Raw genomic sequence first — 14,184 nt, forward strand, 5'->3', positions numbered from 1 at the left:
GTGGCGGGGCTGGCGCGGCTTTTACTTGCGCATAACCTTTTCGGAAGGCGTCAGCGCCTCGATATAGGCAGGACGCGAGAAGATGCGCTCGGCATACTTGAGCAGCGGTGCTGCGTTCTTGGACAGCTCAATGCCGTAGTAATCCAGGCGCCACAGCAGCGGGGCAATGGCCACGTCCAGCATCGAGAAGTTCTCGCCCAGGATGAACTTGTTCTTCAGGAACACCGGCGCCATCTGGGTCAGGCGGTCACGGATCTGCGCGCGGGCCTTTTCCAGCGCCTTCTCGTTGCCCTTGACGGCACGCTCTTCCAAGGTGTGCACGTGCGTGAACAGCTCTTTTTCGAAGTTCAGCAGGAACAGGCGCACACGGGCGCGCTCGACGGGGTCGCCGGGCATCAGCTGTGGATGGGGGAAACGCTCGTCGATGTACTCGTTGATGATGTTCGACTCGTACAGGATCAGGTCGCGCTCGACCAGGATAGGCACCTGGCCATAGGGGTTCATCACGCTGATGTCTTCGGGCTTGTTGAACAGGTCCACATCACGGATCTCGAAATCCATCCCCTTTTCAAACAGCACAAAGCGGCAGCGGTGGGAGAAAGGGCAGGTCGTTCCCGAATAAAGCACCATCATGGTGAGAGGCTCCTCAAAATCAAAAAAGAGTGGACTGCAGTCAATGCCGCCCACTCTACACAAATCGGCTACCCCAATTCAAGCCCTGCTCACAGGGACTGAACCGGCTGCACGCAAATACGTTTACTTCACGTCTTTCCAGAACGCCGCATTCAGGCGCCAGGTGATGAAGATGAGTCCCAGCAAAAATATCAGCACCCCGACGCCGACGCGCATGCGGGTGTTCTGGCTGGGATCACCCATCCATTGTAGATAGTTCACCAAATCACCCACACTCTTATCGAAATCAGTGGAGTTCATCTTGCCCGGCGTGACCTGCTGCCAGCCGGTGAACACCTGGGTCTTGTGTCCGTGCTCCTCGACCTCTTGGTAGACCGGCACGCGCACACCTTGCAGCTCCCAGAGCACATGGGGCATGCCCACCGAGGGGAAGGCCATGTTGTTCCAGCCGGTGGCCTTGGTGTCGTCCTTGTAGAAAGTGCGCAAGAAGGTGTAGAGGTAGTCGGCACCGGTGCCCTGGTGGCTGGCACGTGAGCGCGCGACCAGGGTGAGATCTGGCGGGTTGGCGCCAAACCACTCCTTGGCCTGCTTGGGATCGATGGCCGCCTTCATGGTCTCACCCACCTTGTCGGTGGTGAACAGCAGGTTGTCCTTGATCTGCTGCTCGGTAAGACCAATGTCCTGCAAGCGGTTGTAGCGCATGAACGCGGCTGAATGGCAGCTGAGGCAATAGTTGACAAACAGCTTGGCGCCGTTTTGCAGCGAGGTGGTGTTGGTCGTGTCGGGCTTGAATTTGTCCCAGGCCACACCGCCTTCGGCCGCCTGCACGGCACCGGACCCTAAAAGCACACCCAGACCCAGGCATGCGGAGAGAATGATTTTTTTCATCGTGGGATGCTTTCTGGTTCAGTGCGCATGGAAGGTGACACGCTCAGGCACCGGCTTGGGTGTGCCTTTGCGGCTCCACCAGGGCATCAGCAGAAAAAAGCCAAAGTAAAACAAGGTACCTACCTGGGAGACCTTTTCGCCAATCGGCGATGGCGGCTGCACCCCCAGATAGGCGAGCACCACGAAGTTCACGACAAACACCGCATACACATACTTGTGCCAGTGCGGGCGGTAGCGGATGGAGCGCACCGGGCTGTGGTCCAGCCAGGGCAGAAAGAACAGGATGATCACGGCCAGCCCCATCACCACCACACCCCAGAACTTGGCGTCGATACCGCCCAGCGCTGCAATGCCGGTGAACGCAAAGGCACCAAACAGCGCCAGCACCACCAGCGCCACCAGCACCAGCAAGCCCTTGAGGACGGCGGCCATGCGGGTCTTGATGCAGACATAGGCCACGGCTGCGACCAGGATCACCGACAAGGCGACCATCATCTCGCTGGTGATGGCACGCAGCATCGAATAAAAGGGCGTGAAATACCACACAGGCGCAATATGGTTGGGCGTCTTGAGCGGGTCGGCCGGGATGAAGTTGTTGTACTCGAGGAAGTAGCCACCCATCTCCGGCGCAAAGAACACGATGGCCGAGAAGATGAACAGGAACACCGCCACGCCAAACAGGTCATGCACCGTGTAGTAAGGGTGGAAAGGCACGCCGTCGAGCGGCCGGCCCTGCGCATCCTTGGGCGCATTCGGGCCCTTGATCTCGATGCCATCGGGGTTGTTGGAGCCCACATCGTGCAAGGCCAGCAAATGCGCCGCAACCAGGCCCAGCAGCACCAGCGGCACGGCGATCACATGGAAACTGAAGAAACGGTTGAGCGTCGCATCGCCCACCACATAGTCGCCCCGGATCAGCAGCGCCAGGTCCGGGCCGATGAAGGGAATGGCCGAGAACAGGTTGACGATCACCTGCGCACCCCAGTACGACATCTGGCCCCAGGGCAGCAGGTAGCCCATGAAGGCCTCGGCCATCAGGCACAGGAAGATCGCGCAGCCAAACACCCAGACCAGCTCGCGCGGCTTGCGGTAGCTGCCATACAGGAGGCCACGGAACATGTGCAGGTAGACCACGACAAAGAAGGCCGAGGCGCCGGTGGAATGCATGGTCCGGATCAGCCAGCCCCAGGGCACATCGCGCATGATGTACTCGACCGAGGCAAACGCCTTTTCGGCATCGGGCTTGTAGTGCATCACCAAAAAGATGCCGGTGACGATCTGGATCACCAGCACCAAAAGCGCCAGCGAGCCAAAGATGTACCAGAAGTTGAAGTTCTTCGGTGCGTAGTACTCCGACATATGGACCCGATAGGCCTCAAATGCCGTGGGAAAGCGGTTCTCCAGCCAGTTGCCGGCCTTGGCGCCCAAGGTGGCGTTCGGCGATATCTCCTTGAATTCGTGTGCCATGGCGCCTCCTTATGCTTTTTTATCTTCGCCAATCAGCAGCTTGGTATCGCTCAGATACTGGTGCGCTGGCACTTCGAGGTTGTCGGGCGCGGGCTTGTTCTTGAACACCCGCCCGGCCAGGTCAAAGGTGGAGCCGTGGCAGGGGCAGAGAAAACCGCCCTTCCAGTCATCGGGCAGCGATGGCTGGGGGCCGGGCTGGAGCTTGTCGGTGGGCGAGCAGCCCAGGTGGGTGCAGATGCCGATCACGACCAGCACCTCGGGCTTGATGGAGCGGGTTTCGTTCTTGGCGTAGTCCGGTGTCGGGTAGGCCGTGCGCTCGGATTTGGGATCGGCCAACTGGCCGTCGAGCTGGGGCAACTCGGCAATCTGCTCGGGCGTGCGGCGCAGGATCCAGATCGGCTTGCCGCGCCATTCGGCGGTGATTTTCTCGCCGGGCTTGAGCTCCGAGATATCCACTTCAACGGCAGCGCCGGCGGCCTTGGCCTTTTCTGACGGCTGGAAGGAGCTGACAAAGGGGACCGCAGTGGCGACTCCTCCGACAGCACCTGCGCATCCCGACGCTATCAGCCACGTCCTTTTACTGGAGTCGATGGAAGAATCACTCATGGGGCTCCTTGGTCAACGCTTATATCTCGGTTTTTGCGGATTGTATGAAGTGTCTTGCCCATCATGCAATGCGCCGAAACCCTTGAAGCTGAGCGATACTAGGCGTCATGTTTATTTGACAGGAGCAGCGCATGAGCTTCATGAAGGAATTCCGCGAGTTTGCGGTCAAGGGCAATGTGATGGATCTGGCCGTTGGTGTGATCATCGGCGCCGCTTTTGGCAAGATCGTCGATTCGGTCGTCAATGACCTGATCATGCCCATCGTCGGTTTGGTCTTTGGCAAGCTGGACTTCTCCAATCTCTTCGTCGTGCTGGGTACCATTCCCGATGGCGTGCCGCGCACACTCGACGCGCTGAAAAAAGCGGGCATTCCGGTGTTTGCTTATGGCAACTTCATCACCGTCGCGGTGAACTTCGCGATCCTGGCTTTCATTATTTTCATGATGGTCAAACAGATCAACCGCCTCAAACGCGACGCGCCCCCTCCAGCGCCCGCTGCCACCCCGGAAGACGTGGTGCTGCTGCGTGAAATCCGCGACAGCCTGCAGCAAAAACGTTGATTTTTTGCAACAAAGAAACAGAAATTCTGCTTCTTTTGCACAGATACCCGGCAGCCTCTCGAGGCTGCTTTTTTACGCCTGCACCTGTCCCGCTGCCAAACGGCGCGCCATCTGCACCGCCGCGATCAGGCTGGCCGCATCGGCCAGGCCCTGGCCGGCAATATCAAAGGCGGTGCCGTGGTCCGGGCTGGTGCGCACCAGCGGCAGGCCCAGGGTCACGTTGACGCCCTCGTCCAGCCCCAGGTACTTCACGGGGATCAGGCCCTGGTCGTGGTACATGGCCACCACCACATCAAAGGCGCCCGGGTGCTCGGCACTGTGGCGGGCCCGCATGAACACGGTATCGGGCGGCTCCGGCCCCACCACCTGCATGCCCAGTGCCTGGGCAGCGGCCACCGCGGGCGCAATGTGCTCCAGCTCCTCGCGCCCCATCAGGCCGGCCTCACCGGCATGGGGATTGAGCCCCGCTACCGCAATCCGGGGCGGCCGCCCCAGCACCCGCAGCAAGGCCTCGTGCGTGATGCGGATGGTCTCCAGCACCTGTGCCTGGGTCACCGCCTCAATGGCGTCACGCAGCGATACATGGATGCTCACCAGCACGGTGCGCAGCGCCTCGTTGGCCAGCATCATGCGCACCGGCATCTGCGCCAGCAGCAGCCCGGCGTGCTGGGCCGCTTCGGCCTGCAGCAGCTCGGTGTGGCCGGGGAACGCCAGCCCTGCCAGATGCAGCGCCTCCTTGTTCAGCGGCGCCGTCACCAGCCCGGCAATCTGGCCATGCAAGGCCTGGCGCGCCGCCCAGCGCACGCATTCGGCAGCAGCACGCCCGGCCTCGGCCTGCACCTGGCCAAAGGGCAACGGCCCGGGCAAGCCCGGCAGCGACAGCACCGGCATGCAGCGCGGCGGCACCTGCAAAGCCTCTTGCGGGTCAGCGATGTCGGCCACCGGCAGCGCGCAGCGGCCCGGGCCCTGCAACAGCTGCGCTGCGCGGCGCATGGTCTGCAGCTCACCCACCACAAAGCAGCCCTGCATTTGCTCAGGCGCATCGCGAAAGGCCTTGGCCACGATTTCCGGGCCAATGCCGGCAGGGTCGCCCTGGGTGATGGCGAGCAAGGGAGCGGAGTGCACGGGCATGTCCTTGGAATGGAGCGCTTCAGGCGGGGTTGTCGATATCGATAAAGCGGTGCGCCACGCCCAGTTGCTGGGCCACGGCGGCAGCCGCTGCCGGCGCGCCATAGCGCTCGGTGGCATGGTGGCCGGCGGCAAAAAAGCTCACACCCGTCTCGCGCGCCAGATGGGTCTGGGACTCCGATATTTCACCGGTCAAAAAGCCATCCGCGCCAGCGGCCATCGCCGCTTCGAAAAAGCCCTGCGCACCGCCGGTGCACCAGGCCATGCGGCGGATGGGGCGCGGCGTCTCGCCCGTCACCAGCGTGACCGAGCGCCCCAGGGTCTGTTGGATGTGCGCAGCAACTTGCGCCGGAGCCACCGCATCGACGCTGCCGATAAAGCCCAGCTCCTGATCGCCAAAGCGGGCATCGGCCTGCCAGCCCAACTGCGCGCCCAGTTGGGCGTTGTTGCCCAGCTCCGGATGCGCATCCAGCGGCAGGTGGTAGGCGAACAGGTTGATGTCGTGCTTGATCAGCAGCTCGATGCGCTGCTTCATCCAGCCGGTGATGCGGCCGTCGTAGCCGCGCCAGAACAGCCCATGGTGCACAAAGATGGCATCGGCCTGGTCGGCAATGGCCGCCTCGATCAGCGCCCGCGATGCCGTCACACCGCTGACCAGCTTGCGGATCTCGGCCTTGCCCTCCACCTGCAAACCGTTGGGGCCATAGTCTTTGAAGCGGGCGGGCTGCAGCAGCGCATCAAAGGCCTGCAGCATGTCTTGGCGGGTCGTAGTCATGCCCGATTGTCTCAGACCTGTGCGGCGCGCCACCCCGGAATGCAAAAACCCGCTGATGCCAAGCATGCAGCGGGTTGCCGGGGGCGATCAGCCTGGAGCGGGTTTACTTCTTGGCAACCCAGCCCTTGACGGCCAGCGGCCAAAAGCCCATGGCCACGCCCAGCACGCCCATCGCGGCCACATAGTGGGCAGGCGCCATCACATCGGCCTGCTGCCAGACGGACACCAGCATCGGGGTCAAACCGCCGAACACGGCATAGGCCATGTTGTAGGAAAAGGACAGACCCGTGAAACGCACCTCAGGCGGAAAGGCGCGCACACCGACCACCGGCAGCAGCGAGATCGCACCCACAAAGAAGCCTACCAGCGCATAGGTCCAGACCAGCGAGATGTCGGTGCCAGGCAGGTTCAGGTAGAACAGATAGGCAGTGACAGCCATGCCACCCCAGCCCAGCACCATGGCGGCACGCGTGCCCCACTGGTCCGACAGCCAGCCCCAGAACACGCAGCCGATGGTCAAGGTCACGGTCGCCACCGCATTGGCCTTGAGGGCCACCGCAGGCGCGATATGGAACACCTTTTGCAGGTAGGACGGCGTAAACAGAATCACCACCACCACGGCGGTGGACAGGATCCAGGTCATCAGCGCCACGACCACGCTGGCTTCGCGGTGGTCGCGCAGGATGGTCTTGAGCGGCAGTTCGCGGTCGACCTGCTTGCGGGCCTGCATCTCCTGGAAGATCGGGGTCTCGTGCAGAAACTTGCGCAGGTACACCGACACCAGGCCAAACACGCCGCCCAGAATGAAGGGAATGCGCCAGGCCCAGTCGTGGATCTCGGCCGGGCTGTAGACGCTGTTGAGCCAGACGCCAATGATCGAGCCCAGGAAAATGCCGCCGGTGATGCCCGAGGTCAGCGAGCCAATGGCAAAACCGTAGCGCTTGGCCGGCGCATGCTCGGCCACAAACACCCAGGCGCCGGGCATCTCACCGCCAATGGCCGCGCCTTGCAGCACGCGCATGGCCAGCAGCAGGATGGGCGCGGCCAGACCTATGGTTTCATAGGTGGGCAGCAGGCCGATCACCAAGGTGGGCACCGCCATCAGGAACACCGACAGGGTAAACATCTGCTTGCGGCCCAGGATATCGCCAAAGTGCGCAATCAGGATGCCGCCAATGGGGCGGGCCAGGTAGCCGGCCGCAAAGATGCCCAGCGTCTGCAGCTGTCGCATCCAGTCGGGCATCGACGCCGGGAAGAACAGCGAGCCCAGTACATTGGCAAAAAAGACAAACACCACAAAGTCATAAAACTCCAGGGTGCCGCCCAGGGCCGACAGGCCCAGGGTCTTGTAATCGTTCCGGTTCAGGGGCCGGTTGGCAGGCGAGGCGGCTGGGGCCCCACCTTGGTCAGCAGTCAGCGAAGTCATGTGTCCTCTACATTCCAGAGCAGGACAGCGCAAAGCGCAGCGCGTTATGGGCGCATATCAAGGGGTTCGGCGAGACCCGGGATGGCGGGAGTCAGAGCCAGCGAGAGGAGAGATGGACCCGTTCGCAGGGAACCACGATGAGCAAAAGAGCGCAGTCAAAAGGTTGGGGAACCATTCTAGGTACTTACCCTTTGCGCTCTGCCGGTGTCACGAAAAGTATCCCTCGCCGCTAGGGCATGCCACCACAGCCGAACGCGCTGTCCACCCCCAGATTGTTCCGCAAGCAACTTATTTTGGAGAGCTTCGCCGCCAATCCAACAGATTGGTACCGTTTGGAGAACAATGTCGCAGCCATGACATCGCAAAAGACGATGGAATACATCGCAGATGACAGTGATATGCGCCAGAATGCGGGGAGTCCGCTGGCCGCCATGGGGCATCAACCCATGCATCCTGTGCACAGCAGCTAGCGACTTGGCAGCCCCTTGCCGCCAAGCCCGGTGCCATAATCAATGGCAATGCTCTGCGCCGCGCGGGGCTGTTAGCCAGACGCGGCCGCCCCACTCCCAACCCCAGGTTTTATGAAACGCCTCTGGCTTCTTTTCGCACAATCGGTCACTGTCTTGCTGGCCCTGTACTTTATCGTCGCCACCTTGCAGCCGGGCTGGCTGCAGCGCAACAATGCGGTACGCAGCAATGCGGGCATTGCGTTGATCGAGGCGCCGCAAAGCGAGGCCAACCGAGCCAGTGTGGCGACCAGCAGCTTCAGCCCTGCGGCCAAAAAGGCCTCGCCGGCGGTGGTCAGCATCAACACCAGCACGGCAGTGCGCCACCCGCGCGCCAATGACCCCTGGTTCCAGTTCTTCTTTGGCGACCAGGGCGTGCAAAACCAGGCAGGTCTGGGCAGCGGCGTGATCGTCAGCCCCGACGGCTATGTGCTCACCAACAACCATGTGGTCGAAGCGGCCGACGATATCGAGGTGACCCTGACCGATGGCCGCAAAGCCAAGGGCACGGTCATGGGCACCGATCCGGAAACCGACCTGGCGATCCTCAAGATCAGCCTGGACAAGCTGCCCGTCATCGTGCTGGGCAATTCGGACTCGGCCGAGGTGGGCGACCAAGTGCTGGCCATTGGCAACCCCTTTGGCGTGGGCCAGACCGTCACCAGCGGCATCATCAGCGCGCTGGGCCGCAGCGAGCTGGGCATCAATACCTTCGAGAACTTCATCCAGACCGACGCGGCCATCAACCCCGGCAACTCGGGCGGCGCACTGGTCGATGTCAACGGCAATCTGGTGGGCATCAACACGGCCATTTATTCGCGCTCCGGCGGCAGCATGGGCATTGGCTTTGCGATACCCGTCGCCCTGGCCAAGAATGTGCTCGACAGCATTGTGCGCGACGGCAAGGTGACGCGTGGCTGGATCGGCGTCGAGCCCAATGACCTGACACCCGAGCTGGCCGAGACCTTTGGCGTCAAGGCCGACAGCGGCGTGATCATCACCGGCGTGCTGCAAAGCGGGCCAGCTGCCAATGCCGGCATCCGCCCGGGCGATGTGATCACCCAGATCGGCGACATGCAGGTCCACCATGTGCAAAGCCTGCTGACTGCCGTGGCGGCTCTCGTGCCCGGCACCACCTCCGAAGTGCAGCTGCGCCGGGGTGACCAGAGCCTGACCCTGCCGATCACGCCCGGCACCCGCCCGGTCAACAACCGCGCGATGCCCCAAGGCCGGCGTTAAGCCCTGGCGAGGGGCGTTGGCAGCGCACTCGCCTTTGCACGTTGATCAAAGGGAGGTAGATCTGGGCTATCAAGCCCGGTCCCCGCAACGACGCCGCACCAGGCCCACCCCTGGCGCTGGCGCTGGCCCTGACCCACCAACAGCAAAGCCCCGGCTGACCTCAGGTCAGCACGGGGCTTTGGCGTATCTGGCCGGAGGGTAGGCGATCAGGCTGCGGCGTCCGTGTCCGCTTCTTCTTCCTTCTTGGGCTGGTTGCGCGAGAACCAGGTGGCACCCAGGATGCCAACCTCATACAGAATGCACATGGGCACGGCCAGCGAAATCTGCGAGAGCACATCGGGAGGGGTCACCACCGCCGCAATAACAAACGACAGCACGATGAAGTAACCCCGGAACGACTTGAGCTTGGCGATCTCCACGATGCCCAGGCGCACCAGCAGGATCACCACAATGGGGACCTGGAAGGCCAGACCAAAGGCCAAGTAGAGCGACAAAATGGCTTCGACATAGGAGGCAATATCTGGCGTGGCCGCCACGCTTGACGGCGTGAAATGCTGGATAAAGCCAAACATGCGATCGAGCACAAACAGCTGCACAAAGGCAATGCCGGCATAGGCCAGCAAGCTGCCAAAAAATATCAAAGGCAGCGCAAACTTGCGCTCATGCATGTAGAGGCCCGGGGCCACAAACGCCCAGAGCTGGTACATGATCCACGGCAAGGCCAGCAAAATGGCCGCCATGCCCAGTACCTTCAGCGGCACGATAAAGGGCGAGAACACGCCCACGGCAATCAGCTTGGCATCGGGCGGCATGTGCATCTTGATCGGATGCGCGATGAAGTTCATCAGCCCATCGGGGCCAGGCCAGAAGGCCAACAAAGCCAGGGCCACCAGCACGCCACCAATGCTGTAGAGCAGCCTATCGCGCAGCTCCATCAGGTGCTGCACAAAGGGCTGCTCGGTGCCGGCCAGCTCGTCTTCTTTAGAAGGGGTTTCGGACATGGGGATATCTGTTGCGGATCAAGGCCTCGCGGGAGCGCAGCGCGTTAGCGCAGGCTGCAGCGCCCCGGGCCGATGGAAATACCAGTGAGAAAACATGCCAACGCGCGGCTCCGGGAGCGGGCTGCGTTGCGGGCGCCATCACAGGCCTGACGAGGGCTTCTTGGGCCGAAAACGTGCCACGCGCGCCGCGCCTGACTGCACATGGGTGCGCACACCTGCCTGGTGCTTGTACCACTGGGGAGTGGCGCCGCGCTTCACGCGCCAGTTCTTGCGAGGGTGGTGGTAGACCGGAGCCACCGTCGATGCCGAGCCGCCGTCATAGCTCTCGGCATAGGGATCGGCGGTGTAGAAGCTGTCGTCGCTGCCCGATGAGGCCGTGCCATTGGCCTGGTCGTTGAGGTTTTTCTCGAAGTCTGCGGAGTTGGTGCGGATGGTGCTTTCCACATCACGCGCGGCCGACTCGACGTTCTCCTTCATCTTGCGCAGCTCGTCGAGCTCCATCGAGCGGTTGACCTCGGACTTGACGTCGTTGACATAGCGCTGCGCCTTGCCCAGCAATGTGCCTACCGTGCGCGCAACGCGCGGCAGTTTTTCAGGGCCAATGACGATCAGTGCCACCGCACCGATCAAGGCCATCTTGGAGATACCGAGATCAAACATTCCAACCCCATCGAATGCACACAAGCGGTTGCTGCGGCTTGCCCACAGCCCCTGTCATGCGCACATCAGCCCTTGTTCTTGGCTTCGACGTCGATGGTGGTGTTCTTGTCGGCCGCAGGCGACTGACCCACTTGCTGTGCCGTGGTCGTCGTGGATGCAGCGGGCGAGGCGGATTCGCCGCCGTCCTTGATGCCATCCTTGAAGCCCTTGACGGCACCACCCAGATCGGTGCCGATGTTCTTGAGCTTCTTGGTACCAAATACCAGCACCACGATGAGCAGAACAATCAGCCAATGCCAAACAGAAAAGGAACCCATGAAATTCTCCTAGCGAATATGTGCATTTTAGACGCCTTGGGCATCTACCGGTTTCGTAATACTGTCACGCGGCGAGGTCATCGCCCCACTGCCAGCGCAGGGCTCAGCCCTTTTTCCAGGGCCTGGGGCCGCCCAGCAAGTGGATGTGCAGATGGTGCACCTCCTGCCCGCCCTCCTCACCGGTGTTGACCATCAGCCGGAAACCCCCTTGCGGATAGGGATTGCAGCCGTTATCCAGCGCCAGTTGTGGCGCCTTGGCCAGCATGCGGCCCAGCAAGGGAGCGTGTTCGGCACCCACCTGTGCCATCGAGGCGATGTGCAGCTTGGGCACCATCAGCAAATGCACGGGCGCGGCTGGATGGATGTCCTTGAACACCAGCATGTCCTCGTCTTCATAGACCTTGCTTGACGGAATCTGGCCGGCAATGATTTTGCAAAAAAGGCAATCTGGATCGTGCATAAACTTCTTATCTCTCAAAACAAGGGCGCCGCCGTCGCAGTCAGCCCGCAGTCATCAGCAAGGTGCAAGCAGCAACCGTGCCAACAGGCAGTAGATTACACCTTGAAACCGGATCGCACACCAACATCCGCCCGGTGCCTGGTCAGCCAGTTCTCGCCGGAGACACGGCCCCGCTCGCACAGTTCGCGCACAAAAGGCGCATCCGAGCGGTTCTTGCTGGATGCGCCATAGCTCTTGAGCACAGCTCCCCCATCGACATGGTGCATCAGCATGTACTTGTAGCGCTCCCGGTCCAGCTTGCCTTCATCGAGCAGGCGGCGCACAAAGCCCATGGCGCGCAGCTCGGCCAGCAAGCTGGCGTTGAAGGTGATCTCATTGATGCGGTCCATGATCTCCTGGGCGTTGGTCGGCACCTCGTTGTATTCAATGGGGTTGAGCTGCACTAGCAGCACATCGCTGTTGCCCGTCTGGTAGATCAGCGGGTAGAGCAAAGGGTTGCCGGAGTAGCCGCCATCCCAGTAATACTGGTCCTTGATCTCGACCGCCTTGTACATCATCGGCAGGCAGGCCGAGGCCATCACCGCATCGGCCGTCAACCGCTTTCCACTGAAGACTTCGCCCTTGCCGGTGCGCACATTGGTGGCGCAGACAAATACCCGGGGCGCATTGCGGCCCTGCTCATGCTGGAGAAAGTCAAAATCCACGACCTTTTCCAGCAGCCGGCGCAAGGGGTTGATGTCGAGCGGATTGGTCTGGTAGGGCGAGAGCCACTGGCTCATCATGTCCCAGATGGCTTTGCCGGCCATCGGCACACCTGCCATCAGGCTGCCCATCGTGCCCACCCCTTCCCAGAACTGTTTAAGGGATTCGCGGGCCGATTCGCAGCCCGCTTCGTGGGCTTTGCGTTTGTCGCTCTCGGTGGCTGCCGCCTTGCCGTAGCCATAAGCCATCACCACGGCGTTCATCGCCCCGGCGCTGGTGCCACTGATGCCTTCCACCCACAGGCTGCGGTCGGCCAGCAAGGCATCGAGCACCCCCCAGGTGAAAGCGCCGTGCGAGCCGCCGCCCTGCAAGGCCAGGCTGATAGGCGGTGTGTTTTCGTCCACCCCCTTGGAGCGGAGCACCCGCTTGGGCGCTTCGGCCTCTGCGGGGGCCGGCGTCTGCGGCATCTCCGGCGTCTCGGAGGCGGGCGTGTGGCTAGCCATTGATCGCCTGGTCTTTGTTCATCGCCACCATGCCGCGCACGATGCGGTAGAGAAACCAGACGGAAATGAGAGTCCAGGCAATCCAGCCCGGAACGACGAACAGGAACCACAGCGGCGCAGTGATGACATACAGCACGCCGGCCCAGATGACGCTGCGGATGCGCCAGGAAAAATGGCTTTGCTGCCAGGTACCCTGCGCATCACTGCGCTTGACCAGGTCAATCACGAGCGCGATCAGCAGCAGCACGATGCTGGCCTGTGCGGTGGGCACCACCGCTGCCACGGCCACAATCAGGTGCAGCAGATAGCTGACCCAGCCCCAGGTTTTGAGGCTCTCCATCGCGGCCGAATCAACGGTCTTCACGTCAACGACATCGTTCATGCGGAACTCCCTTCTTCAGCTTCACGGTCTTTTACCTTGCGCATCGCCTTTTCTTCCAGGCCACTCAAGCCTTCGCGGCGCACCAGTTCGTTCACCACATCGGCGGGGCTCAGGCCATAGTGGGCCAGCGCCACCATCGTATGAAACCACAGATCGGCCACTTCGTACACCAGCTTGGAGGCTGGCGCGCCATGGTCCACATCCTTGGCGGCCATCACCACTTCGGTCGCCTCTTCCCCGACCTTCTTCAAAAAGGCATCCGGGCCCTTGTGCAGCAGGCGCGCCACATAGCTGGCCTCGGGATCGCCACCATTGGCGGGTTTGCGCGACTCCAGCACCTCGGCCAGGCGCATCAACGCATCGGTAGAGGACATGGCAGCAGAAACAGAGGTATCGGTCATAGCGAAAATATAGCGAAGCAGCCGCGCAGGGCGGCCGAAGAAGACAGTGCCCGAACAGGGATTATTTGTAGATCGATTCCGGGTCTTTCAAGACCGGGTCAACCGCTTGCCACTGGCCATCGCGCAACACGCTGTAAAAACAGCTGTGGCGCCCGGTATGGCAGGCAATGCCCGGCTCATGCCCGGTCTGGGTCACGCTCAGCAGCACCACATCGTTGTCACAGTCGATGCGGATCTCATGCACGGTCTGCACATGGCCGGACTCCTCGCCCTTGAACCACAGTTTGCCGCGCGAGCGGCTGAAGTACACCGCCCGGCCCAGCTCGGCCGTATGGGCCAGCGCTTCGCGGTTCATCCAGGCAAACATCAGCACATCCTTGGAGTGCTGCTCCTGCGCAATGACGGGCACCAGGCCCTGCGCGTCCCATTTCACTTGATCGAGCCAGTTCATGCAGGGAATTGTCTCGCATTCAATGCAGTTGTGCGCAATGCAGGGAGAAAACAGCCGCAAAAGAAACCGGCCCGGTGCA

General features: G+C 61.8%; 18 protein-coding genes. 3 read left to right on the top strand and 15 right to left on the bottom strand.

Going from position 1 to position 14,184, the window contains the following annotated elements:
- Nucleotides 1-21: 21 nt before the first annotated feature.
- From F0Q04_RS21585 to petA, 4 genes are all read right to left on the bottom strand, one after another.
- Nucleotides 22-633 (bottom strand): glutathione S-transferase N-terminal domain-containing protein, encoded by a 612-nt coding sequence (locus tag F0Q04_RS21585; RefSeq protein ID WP_116927111.1) that lies wholly within the window; start codon nt 631-633, stop codon nt 22-24.
- A 123-nt stretch (nt 634-756) separates the two neighbouring features.
- Nucleotides 757-1,521, bottom strand: a complete 765-nt coding sequence (locus F0Q04_RS21590; protein WP_116927093.1) for a cytochrome c1 — start codon at nt 1,519-1,521, stop codon at nt 757-759.
- A gap of 18 nt (nt 1,522-1,539) precedes the next feature.
- Nucleotides 1,540-2,988 carry a cytochrome b gene (locus tag F0Q04_RS21595; protein ID WP_182343469.1) on the bottom strand — a complete coding sequence of 483 codons (1,449 nt, stop codon included), beginning with the start codon at nt 2,986-2,988 and terminating at the stop codon, nt 1,540-1,542.
- A 9-nt stretch (nt 2,989-2,997) separates the two neighbouring features.
- Entirely contained in the window at nt 2,998-3,594 is a 597-nt protein-coding gene (gene petA, locus F0Q04_RS21600) for a ubiquinol-cytochrome c reductase iron-sulfur subunit (RefSeq protein ID WP_021027797.1), read from the bottom strand.
- Nucleotides 3,595-3,725: 131 nt separating this feature from the next.
- Between petA and mscL the strand changes: the two genes are divergently transcribed.
- Nucleotides 3,726-4,154, top strand: a complete 429-nt coding sequence (gene mscL / locus F0Q04_RS21605; protein ID WP_116927095.1) for a large conductance mechanosensitive channel protein MscL — start codon at nt 3,726-3,728, stop codon at nt 4,152-4,154.
- 72 nt (nt 4,155-4,226) lie between these two features.
- Here the strand turns inward: mscL and pdxA are convergent, their stop codons facing one another.
- From pdxA to F0Q04_RS21620, 3 genes are all read right to left on the bottom strand, one after another.
- Nucleotides 4,227-5,285 carry a 4-hydroxythreonine-4-phosphate dehydrogenase PdxA gene (gene pdxA, locus F0Q04_RS21610; protein WP_182343471.1) on the bottom strand — a complete coding sequence of 353 codons (1,059 nt, stop codon included), beginning with the start codon at nt 5,283-5,285 and terminating at the stop codon, nt 4,227-4,229.
- Between the two features lie 19 nt (nt 5,286-5,304).
- Nucleotides 5,305-6,057, bottom strand: coding sequence for a Nif3-like dinuclear metal center hexameric protein (locus F0Q04_RS21615; protein ID WP_182343480.1), 753 nt, complete (start codon nt 6,055-6,057; stop codon nt 5,305-5,307).
- 103 nt (nt 6,058-6,160) lie between these two features.
- Nucleotides 6,161-7,483, bottom strand: a complete 1,323-nt coding sequence (locus F0Q04_RS21620) for an MFS transporter (protein ID WP_116927098.1) — start codon at nt 7,481-7,483, stop codon at nt 6,161-6,163.
- A 236-nt stretch (nt 7,484-7,719) separates the two neighbouring features.
- Here F0Q04_RS21620 and F0Q04_RS21625 point away from each other — a divergent pair, with 236 nt between their 5' ends.
- Nucleotides 7,720-7,953 carry a hypothetical protein gene (locus tag F0Q04_RS21625; RefSeq protein WP_182343482.1) on the top strand — a complete coding sequence of 78 codons (234 nt, stop codon included), beginning with the start codon at nt 7,720-7,722 and terminating at the stop codon, nt 7,951-7,953.
- 111 nt (nt 7,954-8,064) lie between these two features.
- Nucleotides 8,065-9,228 (top strand): trypsin-like peptidase domain-containing protein, encoded by a 1,164-nt coding sequence (locus F0Q04_RS21630; RefSeq protein ID WP_116927099.1) that lies wholly within the window; start codon nt 8,065-8,067, stop codon nt 9,226-9,228.
- Nucleotides 9,229-9,434: 206 nt separating this feature from the next.
- On the opposite strand, the gene tatC is transcribed toward F0Q04_RS21630, so the two are convergent.
- From tatC to hisI, 8 genes are all read right to left on the bottom strand, one after another.
- Complete coding sequence (gene tatC, locus F0Q04_RS21635) at nt 9,435-10,229, bottom strand: twin-arginine translocase subunit TatC (RefSeq protein WP_116927100.1); 795 nt, start codon at nt 10,227-10,229, stop codon at nt 9,435-9,437.
- A 138-nt stretch (nt 10,230-10,367) separates the two neighbouring features.
- Nucleotides 10,368-10,889 (bottom strand): Sec-independent protein translocase protein TatB, encoded by a 522-nt coding sequence (tatB, locus tag F0Q04_RS21640; RefSeq protein ID WP_116927101.1) that lies wholly within the window; start codon nt 10,887-10,889, stop codon nt 10,368-10,370.
- A 65-nt stretch (nt 10,890-10,954) separates the two neighbouring features.
- On the bottom strand, nt 10,955-11,206 hold the full coding sequence (tatA, locus tag F0Q04_RS21645; protein WP_021027787.1) for a Sec-independent protein translocase subunit TatA: 252 nt from the start codon (nt 11,204-11,206) through the stop codon (nt 10,955-10,957).
- 103 nt (nt 11,207-11,309) lie between these two features.
- Nucleotides 11,310-11,666: a histidine triad nucleotide-binding protein gene (locus F0Q04_RS21650; RefSeq protein WP_116927102.1), complete on the bottom strand. Its 357-nt coding sequence runs from the start codon at nt 11,664-11,666 to the stop codon at nt 11,310-11,312.
- A 95-nt stretch (nt 11,667-11,761) separates the two neighbouring features.
- Nucleotides 11,762-12,772 (bottom strand): patatin-like phospholipase family protein, encoded by a 1,011-nt coding sequence (locus F0Q04_RS21655; RefSeq protein ID WP_420093991.1) that lies wholly within the window; start codon nt 12,770-12,772, stop codon nt 11,762-11,764.
- Nucleotides 12,773-12,863: 91 nt separating this feature from the next.
- A complete protein-coding gene (locus F0Q04_RS21660; RefSeq protein WP_116927103.1) occupies nt 12,864-13,253 on the bottom strand; it encodes a DUF4870 family protein in 390 nt (129 codons plus the stop codon).
- A complete protein-coding gene (locus tag F0Q04_RS21665; protein WP_116927104.1) occupies nt 13,250-13,627 on the bottom strand; it encodes a phosphoribosyl-ATP diphosphatase in 378 nt (125 codons plus the stop codon). Before F0Q04_RS21665 ends, F0Q04_RS21660 begins: the two co-directional genes overlap by 4 nt.
- Nucleotides 13,628-13,715: 88 nt before the next feature.
- Entirely contained in the window at nt 13,716-14,114 is a 399-nt protein-coding gene (hisI, locus tag F0Q04_RS21670) for a phosphoribosyl-AMP cyclohydrolase (RefSeq protein ID WP_182345846.1), read from the bottom strand.
- Nucleotides 14,115-14,184 lie beyond the last annotated feature (70 nt).

Origin of the sequence: Comamonas koreensis (assembly GCF_014076495.1) — a bacterium.
Classification (GTDB): domain Bacteria; phylum Pseudomonadota; class Gammaproteobacteria; order Burkholderiales; family Burkholderiaceae_C; genus Comamonas; species Comamonas squillarum.

Excerpts from the sequence above, each read along its gene's own strand:
- tatA (WP_021027787.1), bottom strand. The coding sequence starts at position 11,206 with ATGGGTTCCTTTTCTGTTTGGCATTGGCTGATTGTTCTGCTCATCGTG.
- mscL (WP_116927095.1), top strand. The coding sequence starts at position 3,726 with ATGAGCTTCATGAAGGAATTCCGCGAGTTTGCGGTCAAGGGCAATGTG.
- F0Q04_RS21590 (WP_116927093.1), bottom strand. The coding sequence starts at position 1,521 with ATGAAAAAAATCATTCTCTCCGCATGCCTGGGTCTGGGTGTGCTTTTA.
- F0Q04_RS21650 (WP_116927102.1), bottom strand. The coding sequence starts at position 11,666 with ATGCACGATCCAGATTGCCTTTTTTGCAAAATCATTGCCGGCCAGATT.
- F0Q04_RS21630 (WP_116927099.1), top strand. The coding sequence starts at position 8,065 with ATGAAACGCCTCTGGCTTCTTTTCGCACAATCGGTCACTGTCTTGCTG.
- F0Q04_RS21660 (WP_116927103.1), bottom strand. The coding sequence starts at position 13,253 with ATGAACGATGTCGTTGACGTGAAGACCGTTGATTCGGCCGCGATGGAG.
- F0Q04_RS21625 (WP_182343482.1), top strand. The coding sequence starts at position 7,720 with ATGCCACCACAGCCGAACGCGCTGTCCACCCCCAGATTGTTCCGCAAG.
- petA (WP_021027797.1), bottom strand. The coding sequence starts at position 3,594 with ATGAGTGATTCTTCCATCGACTCCAGTAAAAGGACGTGGCTGATAGCG.
- F0Q04_RS21595 (WP_182343469.1), bottom strand. The coding sequence starts at position 2,988 with ATGGCACACGAATTCAAGGAGATATCGCCGAACGCCACCTTGGGCGCC.
- F0Q04_RS21585 (WP_116927111.1), bottom strand. The coding sequence starts at position 633 with ATGATGGTGCTTTATTCGGGAACGACCTGCCCTTTCTCCCACCGCTGC.
- F0Q04_RS21620 (WP_116927098.1), bottom strand. The coding sequence starts at position 7,483 with ATGACTTCGCTGACTGCTGACCAAGGTGGGGCCCCAGCCGCCTCGCCT.
- F0Q04_RS21615 (WP_182343480.1), bottom strand. The coding sequence starts at position 6,057 with ATGACTACGACCCGCCAAGACATGCTGCAGGCCTTTGATGCGCTGCTG.
- tatB (WP_116927101.1), bottom strand. The coding sequence starts at position 10,889 with ATGTTTGATCTCGGTATCTCCAAGATGGCCTTGATCGGTGCGGTGGCA.
- pdxA (WP_182343471.1), bottom strand. The coding sequence starts at position 5,285 with ATGCCCGTGCACTCCGCTCCCTTGCTCGCCATCACCCAGGGCGACCCT.
- tatC (WP_116927100.1), bottom strand. The coding sequence starts at position 10,229 with ATGTCCGAAACCCCTTCTAAAGAAGACGAGCTGGCCGGCACCGAGCAG.
- F0Q04_RS21665 (WP_116927104.1), bottom strand. The coding sequence starts at position 13,627 with ATGTCCTCTACCGATGCGTTGATGCGCCTGGCCGAGGTGCTGGAGTCG.